This window comes from Christiangramia aquimixticola (assembly GCF_048285835.1).
GTDB classification, from domain to species: Bacteria; Bacteroidota; Bacteroidia; order Flavobacteriales; family Flavobacteriaceae; genus Christiangramia; species Christiangramia aquimixticola.
On record NZ_JBLVTL010000001.1, the window covers coordinates 403,334 to 428,647 of the forward strand.

At 38.4% G+C, this 25,314-nt stretch carries 22 protein-coding genes; 10 read left to right on the plus strand and 12 right to left on the minus strand.

Going from position 1 to position 25,314, the window contains the following annotated elements:
* Positions 1–18: 18 nt before the first annotated feature.
* From ACNKXV_RS01765 to holA, 5 genes are all read right to left on the minus strand, one after another.
* Positions 19–942: a CPBP family intramembrane glutamic endopeptidase gene (locus ACNKXV_RS01765; RefSeq protein WP_417905977.1), complete on the minus strand. Its 924-nt coding sequence runs from the start codon at positions 940–942 to the stop codon at positions 19–21.
* Between the two features lie 8 nt (positions 943–950).
* A complete protein-coding gene (locus ACNKXV_RS01770; RefSeq protein WP_417905978.1) occupies positions 951–1,985 on the minus strand; it encodes an o-succinylbenzoate synthase in 1,035 nt (344 codons plus the stop codon).
* Between the two features lie 3 nt (positions 1,986–1,988).
* Complete coding sequence (locus tag ACNKXV_RS01775) at positions 1,989–2,669, minus strand: metal-dependent hydrolase (RefSeq protein WP_417905979.1); 681 nt, start codon at positions 2,667–2,669, stop codon at positions 1,989–1,991.
* 64 nt (positions 2,670–2,733) lie between these two features.
* Positions 2,734–3,636, minus strand: a complete 903-nt coding sequence (gene menA / locus ACNKXV_RS01780; protein ID WP_417905980.1) for a 1,4-dihydroxy-2-naphthoate octaprenyltransferase — start codon at positions 3,634–3,636, stop codon at positions 2,734–2,736.
* 2 nt (positions 3,637–3,638) lie between these two features.
* Positions 3,639–4,643 carry a DNA polymerase III subunit delta gene (holA, locus tag ACNKXV_RS01785; RefSeq protein WP_417905981.1) on the minus strand — a complete coding sequence of 335 codons (1,005 nt, stop codon included), beginning with the start codon at positions 4,641–4,643 and terminating at the stop codon, positions 3,639–3,641.
* A gap of 84 nt (positions 4,644–4,727) precedes the next feature.
* Here holA and ACNKXV_RS01790 point away from each other — a divergent pair, with 84 nt between their 5' ends.
* The 4 genes from ACNKXV_RS01790 (at position 4,728) to ACNKXV_RS01805 (ending at position 8,331) form a co-directional block, all read left to right on the plus strand.
* Complete coding sequence (locus tag ACNKXV_RS01790; protein ID WP_417905982.1) at positions 4,728–5,174, plus strand: type I restriction enzyme HsdR N-terminal domain-containing protein; 447 nt, start codon at positions 4,728–4,730, stop codon at positions 5,172–5,174.
* On the plus strand, positions 5,174–6,172 hold the full coding sequence (locus tag ACNKXV_RS01795; protein WP_417905983.1) for a glycosyltransferase family 2 protein: 999 nt from the start codon (positions 5,174–5,176) through the stop codon (positions 6,170–6,172). The genes ACNKXV_RS01790 and ACNKXV_RS01795 overlap by 1 nt, the downstream gene beginning before the upstream one ends.
* A gap of 90 nt (positions 6,173–6,262) precedes the next feature.
* A complete protein-coding gene (locus ACNKXV_RS01800) occupies positions 6,263–7,105 on the plus strand; it encodes an OmpA/MotB family protein (RefSeq protein ID WP_417905984.1) in 843 nt (280 codons plus the stop codon).
* Positions 7,106–7,233: 128 nt separating this feature from the next.
* Positions 7,234–8,331 carry a hypothetical protein gene (locus tag ACNKXV_RS01805; protein WP_417905985.1) on the plus strand — a complete coding sequence of 366 codons (1,098 nt, stop codon included), beginning with the start codon at positions 7,234–7,236 and terminating at the stop codon, positions 8,329–8,331.
* A 31-nt stretch (positions 8,332–8,362) separates the two neighbouring features.
* Here ACNKXV_RS01805 and ACNKXV_RS01810 read toward each other — a convergent pair whose 3' ends face one another.
* From ACNKXV_RS01810 to ACNKXV_RS01820, 3 genes are all read right to left on the minus strand, one after another.
* Complete coding sequence (locus tag ACNKXV_RS01810) at positions 8,363–8,983, minus strand: L-threonylcarbamoyladenylate synthase (protein WP_417905986.1); 621 nt, start codon at positions 8,981–8,983, stop codon at positions 8,363–8,365.
* 52 nt (positions 8,984–9,035) lie between these two features.
* A complete protein-coding gene (locus ACNKXV_RS01815; RefSeq protein WP_417905987.1) occupies positions 9,036–9,248 on the minus strand; it encodes a hypervirulence associated TUDOR domain-containing protein in 213 nt (70 codons plus the stop codon).
* Positions 9,249–9,458: 210 nt separating this feature from the next.
* The gene (locus ACNKXV_RS01820; RefSeq protein WP_417905988.1) at positions 9,459–11,780 is read right to left on the minus strand and encodes an ATP-dependent helicase; all 2,322 of its coding nucleotides are present in this window, start codon (positions 11,778–11,780) and stop codon (positions 9,459–9,461) included.
* A 152-nt stretch (positions 11,781–11,932) separates the two neighbouring features.
* On the opposite strand from ACNKXV_RS01820, the gene ACNKXV_RS01825 reads away from it, so the two are divergent.
* The 3 genes from ACNKXV_RS01825 (at position 11,933) to ACNKXV_RS01835 (ending at position 14,674) form a co-directional block, all read left to right on the plus strand.
* Positions 11,933–12,469, plus strand: a complete 537-nt coding sequence (locus ACNKXV_RS01825) for a DsrE family protein (protein ID WP_417905989.1) — start codon at positions 11,933–11,935, stop codon at positions 12,467–12,469.
* 77 nt (positions 12,470–12,546) lie between these two features.
* Positions 12,547–14,142 (plus strand): FMN-binding glutamate synthase family protein, encoded by a 1,596-nt coding sequence (locus ACNKXV_RS01830; protein WP_417905990.1) that lies wholly within the window; start codon positions 12,547–12,549, stop codon positions 14,140–14,142.
* A 10-nt stretch (positions 14,143–14,152) separates the two neighbouring features.
* On the plus strand, positions 14,153–14,674 hold the full coding sequence (locus ACNKXV_RS01835) for a DUF7935 family protein (protein WP_417905991.1): 522 nt from the start codon (positions 14,153–14,155) through the stop codon (positions 14,672–14,674).
* Here ACNKXV_RS01835 and ACNKXV_RS01840 read toward each other — a convergent pair.
* Genes ACNKXV_RS01840 through ACNKXV_RS01850 form a run of 3 tightly spaced genes read right to left on the minus strand, consistent with a single transcriptional unit; the run spans position 14,658 to position 18,599 of the window.
* Positions 14,658–15,581 (minus strand): patatin-like phospholipase family protein, encoded by a 924-nt coding sequence (locus ACNKXV_RS01840; protein WP_417905992.1) that lies wholly within the window; start codon positions 15,579–15,581, stop codon positions 14,658–14,660. The genes ACNKXV_RS01835 and ACNKXV_RS01840 overlap by 17 nt on opposite strands.
* Positions 15,581–16,483 (minus strand): patatin-like phospholipase family protein, encoded by a 903-nt coding sequence (locus tag ACNKXV_RS01845; protein ID WP_417905993.1) that lies wholly within the window; start codon positions 16,481–16,483, stop codon positions 15,581–15,583. Before ACNKXV_RS01845 ends, ACNKXV_RS01840 begins: the two co-directional genes overlap by 1 nt.
* A gap of 1 nt (position 16,484) precedes the next feature.
* Complete coding sequence (locus tag ACNKXV_RS01850; RefSeq protein WP_417905994.1) at positions 16,485–18,599, minus strand: M1 family metallopeptidase; 2,115 nt, start codon at positions 18,597–18,599, stop codon at positions 16,485–16,487.
* A 124-nt stretch (positions 18,600–18,723) separates the two neighbouring features.
* On the opposite strand from ACNKXV_RS01850, the gene recG reads away from it, so the two are divergent.
* From recG to pheT, 3 genes are all read left to right on the plus strand, one after another.
* Positions 18,724–20,823, plus strand: a complete 2,100-nt coding sequence (recG, locus tag ACNKXV_RS01855) for an ATP-dependent DNA helicase RecG (protein WP_417905995.1) — start codon at positions 18,724–18,726, stop codon at positions 20,821–20,823.
* 288 nt (positions 20,824–21,111) lie between these two features.
* Complete coding sequence (locus tag ACNKXV_RS01860) at positions 21,112–22,017, plus strand: tetratricopeptide repeat protein (RefSeq protein ID WP_417905996.1); 906 nt, start codon at positions 21,112–21,114, stop codon at positions 22,015–22,017.
* 140 nt (positions 22,018–22,157) lie between these two features.
* Entirely contained in the window at positions 22,158–24,584 is a 2,427-nt protein-coding gene (gene pheT / locus ACNKXV_RS01865) for a phenylalanine--tRNA ligase subunit beta (protein WP_417905997.1), read from the plus strand.
* Between the two features lie 49 nt (positions 24,585–24,633).
* On the opposite strand, the gene ACNKXV_RS01870 is transcribed toward pheT, so the two are convergent.
* Positions 24,634–25,212 carry a DUF4136 domain-containing protein gene (locus tag ACNKXV_RS01870; RefSeq protein ID WP_417905998.1) on the minus strand — a complete coding sequence of 193 codons (579 nt, stop codon included), beginning with the start codon at positions 25,210–25,212 and terminating at the stop codon, positions 24,634–24,636.
* Between the last annotated feature and the right edge of the window lie 102 nt (positions 25,213–25,314).

The following is a 25,314-nucleotide window of genomic DNA, read 5'->3' on the forward strand; positions in this document are numbered from 1 at the left end:
CAATTTGCTTTCATATTCTTAATTTTCTTCTGAAACATTTAATAATTCAGAGGTTTCCACACGACCAAATAACTTCTCTTTCCAATTGGTCCAATTATATTTTTTGGCGAGAATGAACAAGAAAATTGGGTATACCACCAAAACAGGAATAATAATATCAAAACCTGCAGAAGGCTCTGAAACATCTTTAAAAACAGAGTTAGTTTGGAAAGCAGTCCAGTCGGCAGTTACCAGAAGTGCCGTGATCAAATTGTTGGCAGCATGAAATCCCAGCGCTAATTCCAGACCTTCATCCATAAGGGTCATGATGCCTAGCATAAACCCTGTGCCTATATAATAGATCATTATAATATCACCTAATTTGGTAACTTCAGGATTGAAATAATGCAATCCTCCAAATATTACTGAAGTAAGTACCAGGGGGATCCATCGATTTTTTGCAACTAAACCTATTCCCTGCATTAAATAACCCCGGAAAAAATATTCTTCAAAACTGGTCTGGATGGGAATTAGAAATACCGAAATAAGCAATAAATACAGGAAAGGTTCCCATTGAAAATTCAGTACATAATCCTGCGGATTCGAATAATAATCCAACAGAGTGACCCCAATATTGAATACTGCAACAAGAATAAATGCAAACCAGAACCTGCTCCAATCCACCTTCTTTCTTGAGGTGGTAAGACTTTTAATTGGTTGTTTATGGACATATTTCACCCATAAGAACAAACCGGCAAGAAATATTAAAAATGCAAGCAGGTTTTCAAATAAAACCCGGTTGGATCCCTTGCGGGCAATTTCCTCCTGCATTATTTGATTCATATCCAACCCCAGCATTTCAATCGCCACATAATTTAGGGCCATCAATCCGAAGAAAAGAATAGGGATTATCAAATATTTCCAAAATGACTGATTGTACCTGAAAGCCTGTGCTATAAACATAGTATCACTTAAAATTTAAAATCCCATTGTCTAGCGGGATCATACTGAATATTTCCATTTTTTACCAATAGTGGACTTTCCATATTATTGGTATATAAACCACCGGTTCCCAATCCCTGAGGCAAACTGGTGTTCAAGGTATAGGTCCATTGCGCAATGGCATTTAAACCAATATTGCTTTCCAGTGCGCTGGTAATCCACCAATTAACATTGTTGTCCTCGCAGATTTCTATCCACTCCTGAGTCCCCTTGATACCACCAATTAAACTCGGTTTAAAAATGGCGTATTGAGGTTGAATAGTTTGTATAAGTTTTTGTTTTTCTGTTACACTGGTAACCCCGATTAATTCTTCATCAAGAGCTATAGGAACCGCAGTTATTTCACATAAAGAGGCCATTTCTTCCCATTGCCCCTGCTTTATAGGCTGCTCAATGCTATGAATCCCAAATTCAGAAATACGTTTAATTTTTTCCTGCGCTTCAGTAGGTTTCCAGGCTCCATTTGCATCAACCCTTAATTCAATTTCAGCTTCAGAAAAATCTTCCCTGATAGATTCAAGTAATTTGATTTCAGATTCAAAATCAATAGCTCCTATTTTCAATTTGATACAGTCAAACCCCTGTTTCAGTTTATCTGAAATTTGCTGCTTCATGAAATCCTTATCTCCCATCCAGATAAGACCATTGATTGGAATGGATGCATTGCCTGAAGTAAATTCAGAAGGAAACAGGTTAAAAGGATCTTGAGCCTCCAAACTCTTGAAGGCCATTTCTATTCCAAATTGAATGCTGGGAAAATCCCGGAGTTCTTCCCACAGCATTTCTTTACCCAGATTTATATTAGCACAAACCCACTTTAATTTTTCCTCATAATCTGGCCTGTCATCAAAACTCAGGCTTCTAAGAATTCCACATTCACCATAACCAACCTTTCCATTATTAGTGATTTTAATGAACCAGGTCTCTTTTTCAGTAAGAACGCCCCGGGAAGTTCCACTGGGGCGTTTAAATTTTAAAAAGTACTTTTTATAAGCTGCATGCATAAATTAGATTTCGATGGATTCACCAATTTCAAGGAGCATAAGGTCTTTGCCTTTTTCGTAGAATTTTTTCTTCGCCATATCATGGTCGATTTCTAAAAATCCGAAAGTATCATAATGGCAACCCAGAATTTTATCACATTCTATAAAATCACTCGCCAAAATGGCATCATCTACCCCCATGGTGAAGTTATCACCAATAGGTAATACAGCAAGATCCAGTTTGGTTTGCATTGGTATAAGTTTCATATCCATGGTCAGTGCTGTATCCCCGGCGATATAGATGTTTTTATGTTCTCCTTCGATTACAAATCCACCCGGCTGTCCGCCGTACTTTCCATCCGGGAAAGAACTGGTATGAATAGCATTTACATATTTTACCGATCCAAATTCGAAGTCCCAGCTACCACCATGATTCATTGGATGAACTTCGAATCCCATCGCTTCATAATGGCTGGCAATTTCAAAATTGCTTACTATGGTTGCTCCGGTATTTTTAGCAATAGCTTCAGCATCCAGAATATGATCCTGGTGTGCATGGGTCAAAAGAATATAGTCTGCTTTAAGATTATTTATATCCACCTTATCCTTTGCAAGATCATTCCCGGTTATAAATGGATCTACGATAATATGGGTGTTTCCTATTTCGAGAGCAAGAGTATTCTGGCCGTAAAATGTAATTTTCATAATCTCAGTTTATGGTTTTTATAAAAATAGACAGTTTAATTTTGCTATACAATTAATAAGCTTTTTACCATACTAATCCAATGGCAAAAAGAATGGAGATGGCAAATGTGGATAAAGCAACAACCTTTAATTCCGGATCCAGATCTTTGGGATTGGTGTTATTTCCCACGCGATTCAAATGCAGTATAAGTGGAATAAACCCTACGAGATAGATAAAATCATTTAGTTGCCTTGAAATAAAGGCGGAGTAAATTAAAAAGAAAAACAGAGCGCCAACTATAATGGTATAGTGATAATTTTTTGCCTTCTGCTCCCCCATCTTCACCACAAGGGTATTCTTACCGGCATTAGCATCTGAGATCCTATCCCGCATGTTATTTAAATTTAGAACAGCAACACTCAAAAGCCCAATCGCAATAGCCGGAAAAAAGCTGATCCATTCATGATTATGGGTATAGAGATAATAACTTCCATAGACTGCGACCAGGCCAAAAAATAAAAAAACGAACAGATCTCCCTGACCGCGGTAACCGTAAGCTGAATTTCCTACGGTGTATTTAATAGCTGCAACAATTGCGGCTACCCCAAGAAGCAAGAATATAAGTGCCGAGAGCCATTTATCACTATCAAAAGAAGCATAGATGAGTAAAACGGCTAATACCAAAGTTGCAATTGCGGTAACCACGATGGCTACCAACATCTCCTTTTGACTTATCAAACCGCTTTGTAGTGCTCTTGTTGGGCCTATTCTTTCATCATTATCTGTCCCCTTAATTCCATCACCATAATCGTTGGCAAAATTGGAAAGGATCTGCAGCCCAAGCGTAGTTCCCATGGCCAGACTAAATATCGCCGGATTGAAGGCTGCTTTTTCAGCTGCCATGGCACTTCCAACAATAATTCCTGAGAAAGAAAGCGGCAAAGTCCTGATACGGGCTGCACTAACCCAGGTAATTAATTTACTCATAATTAGTTCATGATTTTTACAAGAAGTTCTTTCAATAGATCTCCCTGTGGAATATTAGTCGCACCAACCCCTTTACTTTTAACGTCAGTTTCATGTAGCAGGCTTATGGCATTACTTACTTTCTTCATAGGATAATTACGGGCAGCGCTGGCATAATCGCTAACAAAAAACGGATTAACCTTTAGCTGTTTAGCAACCGCGGCTTTAGATTTATCCTGAAGTCCGTGATATTGTAAGATCTTTGAAAAATAACCAAACAATAAGGAAATGGTAACTATAAGCGGATTGTCTTTAGGATTCTGAGCAAAATAGTTGATGATGCGATGAGCTTTTACGGTATCTCCTGCTCCAATAGCTTTTGTTAGCTCAAAATTGTTGAAATCCTTACTTATCCCAATATTCTCTTCAATTAACTCGGGAGTTATGGTTGTACCCTCCTTACATATTAACTGAAGTTTTTGTAGTTCGTTATCAATTTTACCTAAATCTATTCCCAGAAATTCCACCAGCATTTGTGCGGCTTTTGGAGAGATATCATAGTCACGGCTTTTTAGCGTTTTCATGATCCAGCTACCAACCTGATTTTCATACAGCCTTTTATTTTCAAACACCACTCCTGTTTTTGAAATGGTTTTATGAAGTTTCTTTCGTTTGTCTATTTTCTTGTATTTATAACAAACAACCAGTACGGTAGTAGGCTGCGGATTTTCAGCATAGGAAGCAAGATTTTCAATAGTTCGGGATAAATCCTGAGCTTCTTTTACGATCACCACCTGCCGCTCAGCCATCATAGGGAATCTTTTAGCATTGCTCACAATGTCCTCTATAGAAGTATCCCTCCCATAAATGGTCATTTGATTAAAACCTTTTTCCTCTTCAGTCAAAAGATTATCTGAAATAAAATCGGCGATACGATCAATATAATAAGGCTCTTCACCCATCAGGAAATAAATTGGCTTAATATTTCCTTTTTGAATGTCACTAACTATTTGTTTGGCTTCGTCCATAGAAGGTTTTGCGGCGGTTTAGGTAAAGAAAAACTCAGGAACGGTTAATTGCAGCTATGTAATATTCTTTATTACTTTTGAAAAATGCAAAAACTGAACTTTCCTTCATATTCGTTTCGGTTCAAAAATAATCAAAATAAAATAGCTGTTTTTGATGATCTAAGGAAAAAATTCGTGATCCTTACCCCGGAAGAATGGGTGCGACAACATACGGTGAAATATCTCCAGATTGAAAAGAATTATCCGCAGAGTCATATCAATGTCGAGAAACAGCTTAAGATAGCCGGACTTGTAAAAAGATATGATGTAGTGGTTTTTGAACCAGATGGAGGGATTCAGATAATTGTGGAATGTAAAGCACCGCAAATTAAGATCACTCAGGATACATTTGATCAAATTGCGAGATATAACTTAAGTTTAAAAGCCAATTATCTTATGGTCACGAATGGGCTGGAACATTTTTTTTGCCAACTTGATTATGAAAATGAGACTTACATCTTTTTAAAAGAACTACCGGAATACAAGAGATAATGAAAATTGGAATTGTAATATTAAACTGGAACGGCAAAAAGCTACTGGAACAATTTCTACCTTCAGTAATAGAACATTCGCAAGCTGCCACGATCTATGTAGCAGATAATGCTTCTACAGATGATTCCGTAGCGTTTGTAAAAAAAGAATTCCCGGAAGTTAGAATTATTGAAAACAAACATAACATTGGCTATGCCGGAGGTTACAATCTCGCCCTGCAATCTGTTCCTGAAGATATCTTCATACTATTAAACAGTGATGTTGAAGTTACCCAAGACTGGTTAGTGCCAATTTTGGAAACTTTCGAAAAGGAACCTGGAGTAGCTGCCATTCAGCCTAAAATCCTGGATTTTAAAAATAAAAATCACTTTGAGTATGCCGGAGCAGCAGGTGGTTATATAGATAAATATGGTTATCCATATTGCCGCGGAAGAATTTTTCAGGAAATAGAACAAGACCACGGGCAATATAATGATGATCCCTATATATTTTGGGCAAGCGGGGCGTGTATCGCCATTAGACGGAAAGTATTTTTTGAAGCCGGAGGTTTTGATGAAGATTTTTTTGCTCACCAGGAAGAAATTGATCTTTGCTGGCGTATTCAAAATATGGGATACCGCATAAAATTTGTTTCTGAATCCTCCGTTTTTCATGTTGGTGGAGCTACTTTAAATACTCTTAATCCCAAAAAGACATATTTGAACTTTAGAAACGGACTTTTTTTACTTCTGAAAAACTTAAAATCTCAGGAATTATATAAAATTTTATTCATTAGAATGATCCTTGACGGGCTTGCTGCATTCAGGTTTATTTTTAGCGGTAAGTTCCAGCATTTTTTCGCAATTCTTAAGGCGCATTTCAGCTTCTACAGCCAATACAGCCTAATGAAAAAGAAAAGACCGAACTCATTCATTATCAATAAATACTGGGATATCAGCTCTATAGTTTACCAGCATTTTGTACTTAAAAAACACAGGTATACCGAGCTTAAAAAATAATTAAGCAAGGAAATGTTAAAATAGCTTTCTACCTTATTAATTTTTTGATATTTTTGATCCATCTAACAATTAAAATTTAAGATACTGATTATGAAAAAAATCATGCTTTTGTCGGCAACAGCTGCCATTCTACTTTCTTCTTGTGTTTCACAGAAGAAATACAATGAACTTGAAACTAAACAAAGAGAAACTCAGGACCAGTTGAATACTGCTACTGTTAAGTTGAACTCTTGTTTAGATGAAAAGGGTAGAATGAATGAGCAGATTACACGTTTAAATAATACTAATGCTGCCTTATTGAACAACGTTGGAGATCTTGCAACTCTTTCTAAGAAAGAAGCTGAGAACCTTGAGCGTTCATTAGAGAGCATTAAGGAGAAGGATCTTGCTATTCGTTCTATGCAACAGGCGATTAACAAGAAAGATTCTGTAACTCTTGCTTTAGTTACAAGTCTTAAAGGAGCCCTTGGAAACATGAACGATGAGGACATCGAAATCAATGTTGAAAAAGGTGTGGTATACGTATCTATTTCAGATAAGTTATTATTTGACAGTGGACGTTATAACATCACTCCTCGTGCAAAAGAAGTACTTGGAAAAGTTGCTACTGTTGTTAAAAACAAGCCGAACATCGAATTTATGGTGGAAGGTCACACAGATAACAAGCCAATCAGCACTTCAATGTTCGAAGACAACTGGGATCTTAGTGTAAAACGTGCTACTTCTGTAGTAAGAGTTCTACAAGACGATTTTGGTGTTGAACCTGCTCGTATGACTGCAGCTGGAAGAAGCTACTACATTCCTGTAGCTAGCAACGAAACTGCTGAAGGTCGTGCTAAGAACAGAAGAACAAGAATCGTTGTTCTTCCAAAACTTGACCAATTCTACTCTATGATAGAAGAAGGTATGGAGAAAGCAACATCTCAGGAATAAGAAAACAAGCTTTATAAGCTGAAAAGAAGCCTCGCGATAGCGGGGCTTTTTTTATTTAACCTTGATTGTTGTTGAAAATCAGTAATTTATATTATTTTTAAACCATCCCTACACCAAACATTATTGCTATGAAGAAGATGGGTGCGCATATATGGCTGGTAGGGCTCGTTATTATAATCCTTATTTCCTGGTCCTGTTCCAAAGAGCAGCTTGATAAAACCATAACCACACCTATGGTGGAGCAAGCTAAGGTGGATAAAACTTCTGACACCCCCGGGCTTAAAAAAGATCATACGTATAAAATTGAAAATTGCGGTTTACGCTATACCGGCATACCTGCGCTGGATGATTCCTGTACCTTAACAGATTTTGCAGTTATCCTCTTCGGCTATATCAATAGTCTGGTAAGTGATCCCGACTACCAACCGGCTCTTACACAATATTATGCCGAATTAAATAAGAAATATGCCGTCCATTATAGAGGGGATAATTATTTTGGTAAGGATGGGGAATATGATCAACTCGCTAAAAAGCGCTGGAGGGAACTGAATGCTTTCTGGGACCTGAAAAAAGAAATTACTTTAAATGCCCAGCATACTATTTCTCTCGATAACCGGGAAACCCTCGCTGCGATGATTGAAAGCTTTGATCCTCTGGTTAGAAACAGAGAAGAAGCTTACGCCAAGGCTGATGCTTTGATTGCCTATAACTCTTCTTCCCCTAACTATCCGGAAAATCCTTTTTTCGCTTTGGAGGCTTTTACTCTTAGAAATGGCTTGCTGGTAATTGGTGACGGACTTTTGCAAACCCTCGTAGAGACCGGGATAGATGAGAAAGTAGCCTTTACGGCCGTTATATCGCATGAATGGTGGCATCAGGTGCACTATGAATATGAAGATAAGTGGAATCTGGAGCTCGAAAACCAGGCAGCCCGTTCGAGATACCTTGAACTCGAAGCCGATTTTGCAGCAGCTTATTTTATGGCACATAAAAGGGGCGCTACCTTCAACTGGAAGTTGATCGAGCAATACTTCACCCTTTCTTTTAATGTTGGCGATTGTTTCATACAAAGCAATCAACATCATGGCACTCCAGAGCAAAGATATATGGCTGCCAAATATGGATATAAGCTCGCAGATAATTCAAAAAAGAAAGGTTTTATTTTAAGCCCTGAGCAGGTACACAAGGAATTTTTAAAACTGTATCCCGTCTTAATTGCGATGTAAAAAGTAAGCCCTCAATAGAGGGCTTTTTGAACTACATGATTTCTATACTTCCTTTACCTTCACGAATTACTTCAGGCTCGGGGGTAGTGAGATCTATTACGGTGGATGGAATATTATCTCCATAGCCGCCATCTATTACCAGATCCACCAGATTATCCCATTTTTCACAAATAAGTTCCGGATCTGTACTGTATTCAAGCACCTCATCCTCATCTTTTATTGAGGTAGAAACTATAGGGTTTCCAAGTGCACTAACTATAGCTTTGCAAATATTATTATCGGGAACCCTGATTCCTACTGTTTTTTTCTTCTTAAATACATTGGGTAAGTTACTCCCACCGGGAAGGATAAAAGTATATGGCCCGGGCAAACAGCGTTTAAGGATTTTAAAAGTAGCAGTATCTATTTGCTTGACATAATCTGAAATGTTACTTAAATCCTCGCACACAAAAGAAAAGTTGGCTTTTTCAAGTTTAACCTTCTTTATTCTGGCGATCTTCTCTAAAGCGGCAGTATTAGTAATATCACATCCTAACCCATAAATGGTATCTGTAGGATAAATAATCAATCCACCTTTTTTTAATACCTCCACCACTTTGCTAATGTGCTTGGGAGCAGGGTTATCATCATAAATTTTCAGTAATTCCGCCATAATTGTATGTTTAAATTGTGTATTAAATCTTTTACATTATAAGATATAGAGTTCAACTTATCCGGTCTACTTCACTCTCCAGTTTCAAAACCTCAGCTCCATCTTCCTGCTTAATAAGTAAAGCTTTATTGCCTTTTTCTCCTTTTCTGGTGATAGTACTCCCTTTTATTTCCTTACTAACTTCTTTAGCGAAAGTTGAGACTACTTTTCCTTTTGCCTTGCCATTTCCCCAATTCCATTCTACCTCACTTCCTTCTCTAATCATATTTTTCTTTTCAAGATAAGAATTTTAATTATTCAAAAATGATTACGAACACCTCTAACACATTAATTACAGGTTTTTATTACAAAAAAAAAGAGACCCGAAGGTCTCTTTAAAAATTTGCATTTTTTTGGTTTTTTGTGAACTAAATTATGTAGGGATTCATTTACCTCAGTGCTAATATATGTAATCTATACATTTATTCAAATTTTTCTAAGAAAGTATCTTCAATTTTGCGAATCGAAGTAATAATTTCTTAATTCCTCCATGTTCAAAATCGATTTCAGCTTTCCTATCCTGGCCTATTCCTTCAAGTTTAAGAACCTTTCCTTTTCCAAAACGAGTATGCTCAACTTCATTTCCTTCAGAGAGATCCAAGGTAGCTTTTGCTTTCTCCGGCTGGGCAGATGCCGGTCTTAATTTCCTTAATTTTCTAAGTTGATCTTCAGAAGGTTTATGAGCCGGTGGCGGATTGGAACTTTTTGGTTTGGTTCGTCTTAACTTACTTTTATCCACCTCATCACCAAAGATATCTGTATCAATTAAAGGTTTGTATTTATAGTCATCCTGCGGAATCATTAGCTGAAGATACTGATCGTCTATTTCATCAATAAACCTGCTTGGCTCGGCATCTACCAACTTACCCCAGCGATATCGGGATAAGGTATAAGTAAGATAGGCCTGTTTTTCTGCTCTTGTCAAGGCAACATAAAACAACCTACGCTCCTCTTCCAGTTCACTTCTGGTATTCATACTCATGGCTGAAGGAAACAGATCCTCCTCCATTCCAACAATATATACATATGGGAATTCAAGACCTTTGGCCAGGTGAATCGTCATAAGTGCGACCCTGTCATCATCACCAGTGTCGTTATCCAGATCTGTCGCCAGAGCAACGTCTTCCAGGAACTCTGCCAGAGAACCACTTGCGTCTGCCAGTTCTTTCTGGCCTTCCACAAAATCCCTGATCCCGTTAAGAAGTTCCTCAATATTTTCAATTCGGGCAATTCCTTCCGGAGTACCGTCTTTTTTCAATTCCTGAACAAGTCCGGTTTTTTTAGCAACGGTTTCAGCAACCTCGAAAGCATTGCTGGTTTCGTTCATGATCGTAAAACTTTTGATCATGTTTACGAAATTCTCCAGTTTGGTCTGGGTCCCTTTATTGATCTTAAGGTCCAGCTTATCCAGATTTTCAATTACCTCGAAAATAGACCGGTTATGCTGATTTGCAGTAATAGACAATCTGTCCATGGTAGTTTGACCAATCCCCCGTGCAGGATAATTGATCACCCGTTTTAAAGCTTCTTCATCCTTATTGTTTAGAATAAGCCTCAAATAAGCAAGCACATCCTTGATCTCCTTTCTTTGATAAAAGGATAGTCCTCCATAGATCCTATAGGGTATATCTCTTTTTCGCAGAGCATCCTCCATCGCCCTACTTTGGGCATTGGTACGATACAGGATGGCAAAATCACCATTATTCAATTGATTTTGCATTCTGTTTTCAAAAATGGAGCCGGCAACATATCTTCCCTCTTCCCCATCTGTAAGCAACCTGTTCACGATAATTTTTGGCCCGTCATCATTGGCAGTCCAAACTATCTTATCCAGCTTGGTTTTATTCTTATCTATAATGGAGTTAGCCGCATTTACAATATTTCGTGTAGACCGGTAATTCTGTTCCAGCCTGTACATTTGCACATTGTCATAATCCTTCTGGAAATTCAGGATATTATTAATGTTCGCACCCCGGAAAGCGTAGATACTCTGGGCATCATCTCCCACCACACAAATATTCTGAAATTTATCTGAAAGTGCTCTTACTATCAAATACTGCGAATGGTTGGTATCCTGATACTCATCCACCAGAATGTATTTGAAACGACTCTGGTATTTATGTAAAACATCCGGAAATCTATTCAAAAGCTCATTGGTCTTGAGGAGTAAATCATCAAAATCCATAGCACCGGCTTTAAAGCAACGGTTAACATATTCTTTGTAGATTTCCCCAAGACGAGGCTTTTTCGACATGGCATCTGCCTCCTGTAATTCTCCGTTCTGGAAATAAGCTTTCACCGTGATCAGGCTGTTCTTATAGGAAGAGATCCGGTTATAGACCTGCTTATATTTATAAACATCCTTATCCAGTCTCATATCCTTTATGATAGCACGGATAACCGAATGAGAATCCTGAGTATCGTAAATAGTGAAATTTGAGGGATAGCCAAGTTTATCTGCTTCGAATCTCAGGATCTTAGCAAAAACAGAGTGAAAGGTACCCATCCAGAGATTTTTAGCCTCACTGTTTCCAACAATTTTGGCAATACGCTGCTTCATTTCCCGCGCCGCCTTATTGGTAAAGGTGAGCGACAAAATATTAAACGCATCCACTCCCTGATCCATCAGGTAAGCGATCCTATAGGTTAACACTCTCGTTTTTCCGGATCCAGCACCGGCAATAACGATCATAGGGCCATCTTTCTGCAGCACCGGAGCCCTTTGTGCATCATTCAATTCAGCTAAATAAGCTTCCAAATTTTCTCCGTTTTTAAAAGCTGAAAGGTAACCAAAATGCTTAAAAGTCTAAACCCGAATGCAGTTGAATTTTGAACAATCGGGATCTCCCGCTGTGCAATGAATTATATTTTAATATCTTTAAAAATCTAATATTTACCTCAGCATAATTCATGAAAACATCAGTATTTCTGCTTATAATTCTTTGCTCTTTTATAACCTACGGTCAGAGCCCCGAAAGAGGCAATGTTATCCCTGAATTTGGCAAAACATTCGAGGTTCAAAACCCGGAATTTGCCACAGATACTACCTCACTTCTAAAAGTAGTTTTCGATGTAAACCGAAGTTTTAATGCCGAGGAACCAAATAAACTTATTGAAACTGCGGCACGTTTTCTAAATATGCATGAGAAAGCAGGCGTGGTTCCTTCGAATATGAGAGTTGCCCTGGTAATTCACGGCAAAGCGGTTAAAGACGTACTGGCTCATACCTTTTACCGGGAAGAGTTTCCATCCTCTTCAAAAAACCCTAATATCTCGTTGATCGAAGCCTTAGTAGAAAACGGAGTGGAATTAGTCTTATGCGGCCAGAGTGCAGCGCACTATAAGGTTTCCAGGGAGAAGGCTCATCCGCAAGTAAAGTTTGCTCTTTCGGCTATGACCGCTTTGGTTCAATTACAAAATGAAAATTACCGTCTTATCGCTTTTTGAAAAAAGCTTATAAAAATAAAGTCTGCACAGCTCTATTTTTCTGAATGGTGTGATGTAAAACATTTAAGACCTTATAAATGCAAGTTATATTTGATTTCCTTATAAAAATTCCATGGTGGGTATGGCTCATTTTATTCCTGATGCTCGTTGCCTTTAGAGATGTCTTTTTAAACAGAAAGCATACAATTCTTCATAATTTTCCGGTGGTAGGCCATATGAGATATTTCCTGGAAAGTATAGGACCGGAACTCAGGCAGTACATTGTAGCAAATAATCGGGAAGAACTTCCTTTTAACCGCAGAGAACGCGGATGGATATATGCCTCTGCCAAAAACGAGAATAATTACGAAGGTTTTGGAACAGATCAGGATATATTTTCCACGCATTATATTTTTATCAATAATGCCATGCTTCCCTATAAATTACCGGCAGATCACCCAAACAGAAAGAACAGCGGACTTATTCCCTGCGCAAAAGTTATGGGCCAGTTTAATAAGCGCAGAAGACCATATCGCCCGGCCTCTATAATAAATATTTCGGCCATGAGTTTTGGATCACTTTCAGCCAAAGCCATAGAATCGCTCAATTTAGGATGTAAACTTTCAGGGGCTTATCACAACACCGGTGAAGGTGGATTATCATCTTACCATCAAAAAGGGGCAGATGTGGTTTTCCAGATAGGAACCGGTTATTTTGGAACCAGAGACGGATTGGGGAATTTCTCTATGGAAAAACTGGTTGACCTGGTGAAAAATAATCCGCAGATAAGAGCTATAGAATTAAAATTATCCCAGGGTGCAAAACCGGGAAAAGGTGGTGTATTACCCGCTGCTAAGATCTCTAAAGAAATTTCTGAAATTCGGGGAGTTCCCTTGGGTAAAGATGTACTTTCTCCCTCCTATCATACCGCATTTGAGGGGATTGAGGGAATGGTGGATTTTATTGAAGAAATTGCTGAAGCTACAGGCTTACCCGTAGGGATCAAATCGGCAGTAGGACAGTTGAACGACTGGAAAAAACTCGCCAGCATCATGCAGGAGCAGGATCGCGGTCCCGACTTTATTTCCATTGATGGTGGCGAAGGAGGAACCGGGGCGGCTCCCCCAAGTTTTGCAGATCATGTTTCTCTCCCCTGGATTTACGCTTTTACAGATGTTTACAAAGTCTTCCAGAATTATAAATTAACCGACAGAATTGTATTTGTTGCTGCCGGAAAACTGGGCTTCCCGGCCAAAGCTGCTATGGCCCTTGCTCTTGGCGCAGACTGCATCAATGTGGCGCGGGAAGCTATGATGAGCATTGGTTGTATACAGGCACAAAGTTGCCATACCAACACCTGTCCCACCGGAGTTGCTACACAAAATAAGTGGTTGCAGGCGGGGATTGATATTCAGGATAAGGCCATGAGAACTAATTTCTATTTCGTGAAATTCAGGAAGGAGCTGCTTCAAATTAGCCATGCCTGTGGATATGAGCACCCCTGCCAATTTACCACAGATGATGTGGACATTAACTTAAGCGATAAGAATTTGGCAAAAACTCTGGCCACGACTTTTTCTTACCATAAAGATGAAGTAAATTTCGGCTCGGTTAATGAACTTCTGGAATGCCCTCATTTAGGAGGAAACCTCAACCTGGAAATGATGAAACTAACCGAAGATTCCATTGATTAAATTTTTATAAATGAACGAAACTGCGATCCTTGATTTACTATACGGCATACTGCCGGCTTTAATAGTGGGGCTAATTAGTTATTATTTTTTCCATGTATACACCAATAATGAAGAGAACCGCAGAAGATTCCTATTATTAAGGGAAAAACAAAAAACCACTCTCCCTATAAAATTACAGGCTTATGAACGCTTTGCTCTTTATCTGGAACGCATCTCTCCAGGGAAGTTATTGTTTAGAGTACAGCCTACTTCTGATGATGTTGCTTCGTATGTAAATTTGCTCATTGCAAACATAGATCAGGAATTCGAGCATAATCTGGCACAACAAATATATATTAGCGATTCCTGCTGGGATTACATTAAAACAGCCAAGAATGCAACTATTAATATGCTTAGAAATGCTTCCGGGAAAGAAGGTGTAAGTACACCGGATGAATTACGAGAAGTTGTTCTAAAAGGTATGATGGACAAGCAACCTCCTACAGATGCTGCATTATCTTACATTAAGAAAGAAGTTAAAAACCTAACTTAAACCAGGAGGATTTTGAGGCTTTCCTTTCCATCTCTTTCTTTTCAGCATATTCATAACCCTGCTGCCACCATTCTGTCATTGCTTTTTTGTTGAAAACGAGGGAATTTTCAGTAAGTTTCGTAGGCGTATAATAGATATTCAGCTTTACTTTTTTATTCATAGCCGCAAGTTTACCTTCCACGATATCATGGTATTCCACCTGATCGAGTAAAAATCCAAAAAGGTTTACCATAAGAGAAAATGGGTTTTTCCCTAATATCTTATTGTATTCCATATTTTCGGCTTCGAGAATGATCGCGTCAACTTCAGTCGCACCTCGCTTGATAGCTTCTCTAATTGGAACCACACAACCAAGACCGCCATCGGCATATTCAAACCCATCCTTTTGAGCGAGACTCATAAATGGAATATAATTACAGCTGATCCATATCCAGTCACAAAAATCATCATACTCAAATTCATGGATGGATTTATATTCAACTCTGTTCTTGGACAAATTGGAAACTGTTACCACTACATCTTTTACATTGCCTTTCAACAAATCGAAATCCTGGTGTGAAAAATTTTTCCGAATGTTCCGTCTAAGTGCTTTACTCTCTCCAAACGTACGGCGTTGCCTTATAAACTGCCAGATAGTATTCAGGTAATTAATTGTAACATATTCCCGGCCTTCCTTTTTCTTCACCACAAAAGGATTCACACTAAAGATCTTTCGTTGATTTACATTGGTGTAAATATCATACACCTTCTGGATGTTCCCGGCTGCAAGATGTGGAATTAAAAGGCTCCCTGTAGATGTGCCCAGAAAAAGATCGTATTTGCGTTTTTGTTCCTGAATTAAATATTGAGCAACTCCGCCAGCGAAGGCTCCTTTACTTCCTCCTCCAGATATTACCAGTGCACGCATTAAGGTTGAATTTCGTTAATTTCTTCGTTTCGGTACTTTGCAAACTCATAGCCACTTTCCCACCACTCCGTCATTTTCTCTTTATCAAAAATAAGCGAGTTGGTCGTTAAAACGCTGGGAGTATAATACAGGTTTAAAATACAATCTTTATTGGCTGCAGAAAATTTTCCGATCTGAATATTTTGATATTCTATCCTGTTCAGCATAAATTCAAACATATTCGTGATAAGGGAAAATACGTTTTTAGACGGAAGGCGGTTTAAATAGGTGACTTCAGTTTTCAGAATAATGGCATCAACTTCTGTCGCACCTCTTTTAATAGCCTCCTCCAAAGGGACCATACTTCCAAGTCCGCCATCTGCATATTCACAGCCATTCTTCTTTGCCAGACTCATAAACGGCGCGTAATTACAGGAAATCCAGATCCAATCTAAAAAACTTTCATAATCAAAGTTCTTGATCGATTTATACTCGACTTCATTAAGAGAAAGGTTAGACACTGTAACCACTATATCTTTACCTCCTGCTTTAAGCTCGTTGAATTCCTCTTTTGTAAAGGTTTTATGAAGTAGTTTTTTGAGATTATAACTATCACCAAAGGTCTTTTTCCCTCGTAATAAATTCTTTAACACGTTATAATGATTGATGGTAATATTCTCATATCCATGTTTTTTGGAAATATTAAAAGGCTGATTACTAAAAATACTATCCTGATCAACATTGGTGTATGCCTGCTTCACTTTTTCAGCTTTGTGCAATGCCATATGCGAAATCAAAAGGCTGCCGGTAGAAGTACCTATAAAAATATCATAATCGCGTTTTAAAACCTCAGTAAGATATTGAGCAACACCTCCTGCAAAAGCACCTTTACTACCACCACCGGAGATCACTAATGCTCTCATATTATCCTGAAATTTTTAGTCGTAAATAACTTGTTTCGTTCTCGGTCAATTCTGAAGAAACCTGTAGCAGATCTCTCCTGTATTCTTCATTTTTCAATAATTCTGAAAGTAATTTTCTGGAATAATTTCTGAAGCTCCAGGTATGATGATTCGTGGCTTTTATAAGACTTTTTAAACTGGAATCATTAAAAGCGCCTAACTGGAACAAATAACCGAATGCATTTTCCCGTACCTGAAATGGATATGATTCCATAGTATAACCCGCCAATTCCTCATAATATTCCTGATTATTTTCAGTTTCAAAATCGGGAGTGACCAGGTTGAGAGCAAGCCAAAGCATTCTAACATTTTTTTCATAGAAACCATCTATGTTTCGGGTTAACTCTAAATACTTGTCGCGGTCCTGGGGGAATTGTTCCCAAAGTTTGTACAGGGCAGCTTCAATGGTAAGATAGGAATCATCTTTAAGCAAGGATTCGAAATCTTTTTTAAGTGCTGGCGGAATTTCTTGCATGCTAATGGCAATTGCCTGTCGCACATATAAATTATTAGTTTCAAAAGCTTTTTTATACAGAATCATTGCCTGCTCTGAAGTTAAACCTGAAAGCTGGTGAACTACTTCCTGACCTAGACAATTGTTCACCGGAAAACCTAAAGCTTTATCCAGATAACTAAACTTCTGGTCTAAGGGCGTTTCCCTTAAAGCAGCCAGTTCCAGATAGGAAGTGATAAATGGCGAATTCTTGAGGGAATTAAGCGATTGATTCGCTTTAAAAGCTGATTGCTCCAGCCAGTCCTTTCTAAAATTAAGAAGATCCATTCCGGATGCTTTTTCCATCTCAGTTAAGAACTCTTCCGTATCCACTCCCTGAAACGCATACTTCTGAAGGTAATTTTTAATGCCCATTTTAAAAGCTTCGTCCCCTACTTTCTCGCGTAAAATATGCAGCGTCCATGCTCCCTTTTGATAAAATGTAATGCTTCCGGCGCCGGGATCAAGTAAAGATTCTCCTTTCCCATGATCACTTAATTTCTTTAAGGTTTCGGCAGATTCGTACAATTTCCAGTAATAGTAATCCTCACCAAAAATTTTCTTTTCTGCTAACAACGCATAAAAAGTCGCAAAACCTTCATGCAACCAGTGGTGTCCTCCATCTTTTTCAGTTATAAGATTTCCAAACCATTGATGGGCCAGTTCATGGGCATTGACGTTCACATAATTGCGGTCATGGAACCCAATTTTATCCACCATTAAGGATTCAGAAAATATGGTGGTTCCCGTATTCTCCATCCCTGCATATAAGAAATCCTTTACCGGGATTTGTTTATAATTCTGCCATGGATAAGGAACACCGATCTCCTCTTCCATAAAATCCATTATTTCTGCAGAATATAGGTAGGTTGATTCCACCAGACTTGAATCTTCCGGCGAATAATAAATTTGAATATTTTTATTAGATGCTGAAACTGTGGTTTTATAGTCATAAATACCCGCCGCAACAGCCAGTAAATAACTACTCATGGGCTCAACCATATCAAATTCCCATAGCTTCGTGGAGTCCGAGACCTTTGTATTAGCTTTTTCCACACCATTGGCAATCACATTGAATTGTTCCGGAAATTCGACTTTAAGATCAAAAACAGCTTTTTCCCGCATATCATCGGGACTTGGCAACCAGGTTGAAGTATATTTTCCCTGTCCCTGCGTCCAAACCTGTTTTTTAGAATCCGGAATATCAGGTAATTGCCAGTTAATAAAATACATTCCCTGTGCCGGACTTACCTCATAATTTAAACTCAGTATATTGTTCAAAGAAGGCTGGAAATTTTGAAGTATATATATCCCTTCATCATCTGTGGAATAAACTACCGACTTGCCGTTTAGCTCAACTTCAGAAAATTTCATCTTTTTCCCATTGATAAATAAGGTATCTGAAGTTCCCGTAAAATCGATCTTATAATTGATTTGCCCTTTTACCATCTGCTTCACAGGATCGATGTTCACATAGGCATCAATTTCCTTAAAGTCGAAGTTATCTATTTGTGAATCAATAATTACCTGAGCCGGAAGTATTGAAAAATAAAAGAAGAAGAGTAGGATTATAAAATTCCTCATAGAATAAAATAGTATGCCAATGCAAAATACAAAAATTGAAATAGCAGTCTTTAAAAATCAGGATTAATGCAGTATTGGAAAACTACCGCTCCAAAAATCAAACTGATTTAATATCTTCGTTTTTATGATTCAGAATCTGTTACAAACACCTATTGAGTATTTAAAAGGAGTAGGTCCAAATCGTGCCGAAACCTTAAAAAAAGAACTTAATATTTCTTCTTACAGAGATCTGATCAATTTTTTCCCGAACCGCTATATCGACAAAACCGGGTTTTACAAGATCGCAGCCCTGCAGCAAAATACTTCAGAAGTACAGATTGTTGGCAAGATCGTCCATATGAAAATGGTCGATCAAAAAAAAGGGAAACGCCTTGTTGCCGATTTTGTAGACGATACCGGCCGGATGGAACTTATCTGGTTCCGGGGCCATAAATGGATAAGGGAAAACCTGAAATTGAATACGCCCTATGTCATTTTTGGGCGTACCAATTATTATAACGGGATGTTCAGTATGCCTCATCCTGAGCTTGAGCTGGTTTCCGATTATAAAAAAAATCTTAGAGTTGCCATGCAACCGGTATACCCTTCCACAGAAATGCTTCAGAAAAAGGGCATCACCAACCGGGTTGTAATGAGGCTCATGCAGGAGGTGCTTCAGCAAACGGGTTTAAAGTTTTCTGAAAGTTTAAATCGAGGATTACTGGAAGAGCTTAAACTAATTTCCAAAGCTGAAGCTTTATTTAATATCCATTTTCCAAAAAATCAGGAGCTTCTGGCTAAAGCTCAATTCAGACTAAAATTTGAAGAATTATTCTTTATTCAAATTCAGTTACTGCGTAAAAACATGCTGAATAAGCAGAAGATCAAAGGCTTCAGTTTTGAAAAAATTGGCGGGCATTTTCTGGAATTTTACCAGGAACACCTGCCTTTTGAGCTTACCAATGCTCAAAAACGTGTGGTAAAAGAAATAAGGAGTGATATGGGAAGTGGTGCCCAGATGAACCGATTGCTACAGGGTGATGTGGGTTCCGGGAAAACCATCGTCGCTTTGATGAGCATGTTGATCGCGCTGGATAACGGATTTCAGGCCTGTTTAATGGCACCAACAGAGATTCTTTCCATACAGCATTATAACGGACTGGCCGACCTTTGTAAGGACCTTGATCTAAAAATTTATCTTTTGACAGGGTCTACCAAAACAGCCATGCGAAGGGAGATCCATGAAAAACTGGAATCGGGAGAAATTGATATCCTGATTGGTACCCACGCCCTCCTGGAGGACAAAGTGAAGTTTAAAAATCTTGGGCTTGCGGTAATTGATGAACAACATAGGTTTGGAGTAGCTCAGCGGGCCAAGCTGTGGAAAAAAAATCATATCCCGCCGCACATCCTTGTAATGACCGCCACTCCTATTCCACGAACACTGGCCATGAGTTTATATGGTGATCTGGATATTTCAGTTATCGACGAGTTACCACCCGGCAGGAAACCAATTAAAACGGTACATAGATATGACAGTAATCGCTTAAAGGTTTTTGCATTTATTCGCGACGAAATTAAAAAAGGCCGACAGGTGTATGTGGTATATCCGCTTATCCAGGAGTCAGAAAAAATGGATTATAAAGATCTGATGGATGGATATGAAAGTATCGCCAGGGAGTTTCCCGATTTTCAGATCTCCATAGTCCACGGGCAAATGAAACCTGCAGATAAGGACTATGAAATGGACAGGTTTGTAAGAGGGGAAACTCAAATAATGGTTGCCACAACCGTTATTGAAGTAGGTGTAAATGTGCCCAATGCCAGTGTTATGATCATTGAAAGCGCGGAGCGGTTTGGTCTTTCTCAGCTCCACCAGTTACGCGGAAGGGTTGGCCGGGGAGCCGAACAAAGTTTTTGTATCCTCATGACCGGTCATAAATTATCCAACGACAGTAAAACCCGACTGGAAACTATGACCGCAACCAATGATGGGTTTGAAATTGCTGAAGTTGATCTTAAATTAAGAGGCCCCGGAGACCTTATGGGAACTCAACAAAGCGGAGTTTTAAATTTAAAAATAGCCGATATTGTTAAGGATAATTCCATCCTAAAATTGGCCAGATCGTATGCCGGTAAAATTTTAAAGGAAGACCCCAATCTGGAGAAAGAAGAAAATATTGGCATTCGTCATGCCTATTCCCGCCTGGTCAAAAATAAAACTATCTGGAACTATATTAGTTAACCCTTGATCTTCAAGGCCCTTATTCAAACTTCGGTGGACTTTGTCTAATTAGGCCTTAAGACTGATGCTTTTCACTCACCAATCCACCGCCATAGCCTAATTTTACTATATCCTTAAATTTTAAACCTTGAAATTCAGATAGATAAATACTTTTTATTTATCTTTAAACGAGACCCAAAGTTATAATACTTTTCCTACGGTTTAAAAGAACCTCAACGTTGTCTACTTTTTCTAGGAAGGACACCGGCAAATTTGAACACCTATTTAAATTTTTCTAATACCATAATTATGAGTACAATTATTAAACTTAGAGGTATTATTAGCCTGTTGCTAATAATCTTCACTACTTCAATTTACGCTCAGGAAACCAATGATGATATGGTTTCCAAACTTTACGAAACCTATAAACTTAAAGGGCCTGATGAAGTCTTAAAGCTTTATAAAAAGAACAATTCCAATACAGATTATGAAGGTCTTCAGGAACCTCTCAATATTTTAGGCTACAGGTTAATGCAGGATGATAAGGACATGGTGGCGGCAGAGGTTCTATTAAAAGCCCAAATAGATGAATATCCCGAAGAGGCCAATCCTTATGATTCCTATTCAGATCTACTTCTAGAAATGGGAAAACAGGATGAGGCAGTTAAATACATAGAAAAATCCCTGGCGATTGCAGAACAAACAGATCATATTGATAATAATTTGATCATTGAAGCCGGGAAAGCGAAAATGGCCATTCTCGAGAATAAGGACAAGCAACTTAATTTCCTTATTGGGAACTGGGATAATGAGACCACAGTTTATAAGAACGACAAAGAAACGAGTAACTCTTCGGGAGCAAATAATATTACATTTCAAAAAGAAGGTTCGGTTTTAATTATAGACCACGATGATTCTGCAAAGAAACCTTGCTGTAAAAGAATTATGGTTTACAATCCTGCAAATGATGAGTTTGACATTGCTTTTATGGGTAGAAATCAACCGGGTGGCATTGCTACTTCAAAAATGAAAGTAAAAGAAACCAAGCCGGGTCATTATGAATTCATAGAAAAATTCATGGACACAGATAACGCTCCCCAGGAGAGAAAACATGAAATAATAAAAGAAAATAATTCAGTACACTGGGTGGTGTTCACCTCTGGAGAGAATGGTTGGGAAAAGATCCGGTCCATGGATCTCACCAAAAAGGACTGATTATTTTTATAGTATATGATTCTGATAAAAGAGGTTTTTTTAAGCCTCTTTTTCATTTAAAAACATATCTACAAAATTGGTTACCAGATTATGACAAAACCATTCGTAATACTATCTTTGCTGGCTGAAAAAGATTACTCATGAAGATTTCTTATAACTGGCTGAAACAGTTTATAAAATTACCTGAAAACGCTGAAAATACCGGAGAACTTCTTACAGATCTTGGTCTGGAAGTAGAAGGTATTAACGAATTCCAAAGTGTTAAAGGTGGAATGGCCGGCGTGGTGGTAGGACACGTTTTAAGTTGTGAACCTCATCCAAATGCCGACCGACTTAACCTCACCAGGGTGAATCTGGGAAATGGCGAAGATGTACAGATCGTATGTGGAGCCCCTAATATAGCTGCAGGACAAAAAGTACCGGTGGCAACTATAGGCACCGTACTGTATGACGAAAAAGGTGAATCCTGGGAAATAAAAAAAGGTAAAATTCGGGGAGAAGTGAGTTTTGGAATGATTTGTTCCGAAAAAGAGCTTGGTTTAGGTCAAAGCCATGAGGGAATCATGGTAATGGACAACGAACTGGTTCCGGGAACTCCGGTCGCCGAATTATTTGAGGTTGAGAACGATGAAGTATTTGAAATAGGCCTTACTCCTAACCGCGCCGATGCTATGAGTCACTGGGGTGTGGCGAGGGATCTAAAAGCCGGTTACCAGCAAAAAGGTCAGCATCTTGAACTAATTACACCTTCAGTAAGTAGTTTTCATGTTGATAGCAGGAGTTTAAAGATCCAGATAAAAGTGGAAGATTCTAACCTTGCTCCAAGATATTGTGGTGTCACGATTTCTGAAATTAAGGTTGGTGAATCTCCTAAATGGTTGCAGAATAGACTTAAGGCTATTGGAATTACGCCTAAGAATAATATTGTGGATGCCACGAATTATGTGATGCATGAGCTTGGGCAACCACTACACGCTTTTGATGCATCTCAAATTGCCGGAAACGAGATCAATGTAACCACGGTTAAAGCCGGAACTAAGTTTACGACTCTCGATGAAGTGGAACGAGAACTGCACGAAGAAGACCTTATGATATGTGATGCGGAAAAGCCACTGGCCATTGCAGGTGTGTTTGGTGGTCTTGGAAGTGGAGTTACTGCTTCTACCACTCAAATTTTCCTGGAAAGTGCATATTTTAATCCGGTTAGCGTTCGAAAAACTGCTAAACGCCATGCTTTAAATACTGATGCTTCTTTTAGGTTCGAAAGAGGGATTGATATCAATCAGGTGGAATATGCCTTAAAAAGAGCCGCCTTACTTATAAAAGAAATTGCCGGAGGGGAAATCACCAGTGACATTGATGATCTTTATTTTAAAAAAATTGAGGATTTCCAGGTATTCTTAACCTTTGAAAAAGTAAATAAGTTAATTGGAGAAAACCTGGAAGAGGAAACTATAAAATCTATTCTCGCCTCTTTGGAAATACGGGTTAATAATGTTACCGAAACCGGAATGGGTCTAACCATTCCTTCTTATAGGGTAGATGTTCACAGAGAATCTGATGTCATCGAGGAAATCCTGAGAGTTTACGGTTACAACAACATTAAGTTTGGGGATAAACTTAGCCTTTCGGTAGCTAATTCATCCAAATTTGAAGATTATAAGATCCAGAACCTTATCGCTAACCAGTTAATTGGTCAGGGCTTTTATGAAACCATGTCCAATTCTTTGACCACGGCAGAATATAATAAGTATAGCGATGATCTTAAGGATGAGTATCAGGTTAAGATGCTTAATCCGCTAAGTCAGGATCTTTCAGTCTTAAGACAAACCATGTTGTTTTCAGGGTTGGAAACCATTAGCTATAACCTTAACCGCAAAAGACATAATCTAAGGATCTTTGAATTCGGAAAAACCTATCACTCTTATGTTAGTGGCAGAACAGAGAACAAACATCTTTCCCTGTTCATTTCAGGCAACAGATCTTCTGAGAGCTGGAACACGATCCCGGGGAAAGGAAATTTCTTTTATCTGAAAGGAGTAATTGACACTATTTTTGAAAAACTGGGAATTACAGGTTTAAAATCGAAGGCAGGTAAAAGTGAGATCTTCTCTGAAGGGCTTCAGCTAAGTACTAAGAAATCAAAACTTGTTGATTTTGGAGTAGTTAAAAAATCTATTCTGAAAAAATTCGATATCGATCAGGAAGTGATCTATGCAGATTTCAATTGGAGTGAAATAGTTGAATTGGCGAAACAGCAAAAAAGGAAGGTTACTTCTATCCCAAAACATCCAAGTATGAGAAGGGATTTCGCACTGCTGCTTGACAATGCCGTTTCTTACGACGAAATAGAGCAGATCGCTTACCAGACAGAGAAGAAATTACTTAAAGACGTGAATTTGTTCGATGTCTACGAAGGGGACAGTTTACCTGAAGGAAAGAAAAGTTATGCAGTTAGCTTTATTTTCCAGGATGAGCATAAAACTTTAACCGATAAGCAAGTTGATAAATTGATGAGTAAACTCAAATTCAGGTTCGAGAAAGAGCTTAAAGCAGAGTTGAGATAATAAAAAAAACCGTGTGAACTTCACACGGTTTTTTTTTGCCTTTTAAATATTAAAGACCTTTAAAGGTCTCATCGATATATTCCCGGATTTCACGATCCATTCGTTTTTTTTCAATTTTTTCATTCGAGGTGCCACGCCACAGGATCTCATTGGTCCTTCTGTCTATAAGGTCAATCACAATAGAACCGGTTCTGTAAGGAATTTGATTCACCCTTGGACCATCAATTCGTTGCACCGTAAAATAATTATCATACATATAGTCACGGTAATATGGACCAATATAAAAGCCCGGTCGATAATAAGCATAATTGGTATAAACCGGATTGGCATTCACCGCTACTTTTTCATCAAACATTGGATGTACATATACCAGCACATCAGGCTGGATCTTATCCAGATTAAAGCCTTTCTCCTTCATGTTGGAATTAATGGTATTGATAATCGTTGCCTGAATAGCCGAATTGTTTAGATCCCGGTTAAGAATGGTGTCCTTATTAGGCAAATAAGCATAACTATTATAAGATTTAAGTTTTTGCACATCCTTTTTTACCGTAGGCACGCTCGAACCACAAGCGATGAGCAAACCCGATATGAATGTGAATAGAATAAAGCTTTTCCAAATTTTCATAACATCAAAATTTTTCTGTTTTAGGGTAAATTAGCTCTAAACCCGGCCATATAAAAATCATTTATAAGGTTTGACTTTTCTTTAACGACATAAAGCCGCTAT

Excerpts from the sequence above, each read along its gene's own strand:
- recG (WP_417905995.1), top strand. The coding sequence starts at position 18,724 with ATGATTCAGAATCTGTTACAAACACCTATTGAGTATTTAAAAGGAGTA.
- ACNKXV_RS01815 (WP_417905987.1), bottom strand. The coding sequence starts at position 9,248 with ATGATTAGAGAAGGAAGTGAGGTAGAATGGAATTGGGGAAATGGCAAG.
- ACNKXV_RS01840 (WP_417905992.1), bottom strand. The coding sequence starts at position 15,581 with ATGCGTGCACTGGTAATATCTGGAGGAGGAAGTAAAGGAGCCTTCGCT.
- ACNKXV_RS01770 (WP_417905978.1), bottom strand. The coding sequence starts at position 1,985 with ATGCATGCAGCTTATAAAAAGTACTTTTTAAAATTTAAACGCCCCAGT.
- ACNKXV_RS01800 (WP_417905984.1), top strand. The coding sequence starts at position 6,263 with ATGAAAAAAATCATGCTTTTGTCGGCAACAGCTGCCATTCTACTTTCT.
- ACNKXV_RS01830 (WP_417905990.1), top strand. The coding sequence starts at position 12,547 with ATGCAAGTTATATTTGATTTCCTTATAAAAATTCCATGGTGGGTATGG.
- ACNKXV_RS01790 (WP_417905982.1), top strand. The coding sequence starts at position 4,728 with ATGCAAAAACTGAACTTTCCTTCATATTCGTTTCGGTTCAAAAATAAT.
- ACNKXV_RS01835 (WP_417905991.1), top strand. The coding sequence starts at position 14,153 with ATGAACGAAACTGCGATCCTTGATTTACTATACGGCATACTGCCGGCT.
- pheT (WP_417905997.1), top strand. The coding sequence starts at position 22,158 with ATGAAGATTTCTTATAACTGGCTGAAACAGTTTATAAAATTACCTGAA.
- ACNKXV_RS01825 (WP_417905989.1), top strand. The coding sequence starts at position 11,933 with ATGAAAACATCAGTATTTCTGCTTATAATTCTTTGCTCTTTTATAACC.
- ACNKXV_RS01810 (WP_417905986.1), bottom strand. The coding sequence starts at position 8,983 with ATGGCGGAATTACTGAAAATTTATGATGATAACCCTGCTCCCAAGCAC.
- holA (WP_417905981.1), bottom strand. The coding sequence starts at position 4,643 with ATGGACGAAGCCAAACAAATAGTTAGTGACATTCAAAAAGGAAATATT.
- ACNKXV_RS01845 (WP_417905993.1), bottom strand. The coding sequence starts at position 16,483 with ATGAGAGCATTAGTGATCTCCGGTGGTGGTAGTAAAGGTGCTTTTGCA.
- ACNKXV_RS01775 (WP_417905979.1), bottom strand. The coding sequence starts at position 2,669 with ATGAAAATTACATTTTACGGCCAGAATACTCTTGCTCTCGAAATAGGA.
- ACNKXV_RS01850 (WP_417905994.1), bottom strand. The coding sequence starts at position 18,599 with ATGAGGAATTTTATAATCCTACTCTTCTTCTTTTATTTTTCAATACTT.
- ACNKXV_RS01860 (WP_417905996.1), top strand. The coding sequence starts at position 21,112 with ATGAGTACAATTATTAAACTTAGAGGTATTATTAGCCTGTTGCTAATA.
- menA (WP_417905980.1), bottom strand. The coding sequence starts at position 3,636 with ATGAGTAAATTAATTACCTGGGTTAGTGCAGCCCGTATCAGGACTTTG.
- ACNKXV_RS01870 (WP_417905998.1), bottom strand. The coding sequence starts at position 25,212 with ATGAAAATTTGGAAAAGCTTTATTCTATTCACATTCATATCGGGTTTG.
- ACNKXV_RS01765 (WP_417905977.1), bottom strand. The coding sequence starts at position 942 with ATGTTTATAGCACAGGCTTTCAGGTACAATCAGTCATTTTGGAAATAT.
- ACNKXV_RS01795 (WP_417905983.1), top strand. The coding sequence starts at position 5,174 with ATGAAAATTGGAATTGTAATATTAAACTGGAACGGCAAAAAGCTACTG.
- ACNKXV_RS01805 (WP_417905985.1), top strand. The coding sequence starts at position 7,234 with ATGAAGAAGATGGGTGCGCATATATGGCTGGTAGGGCTCGTTATTATA.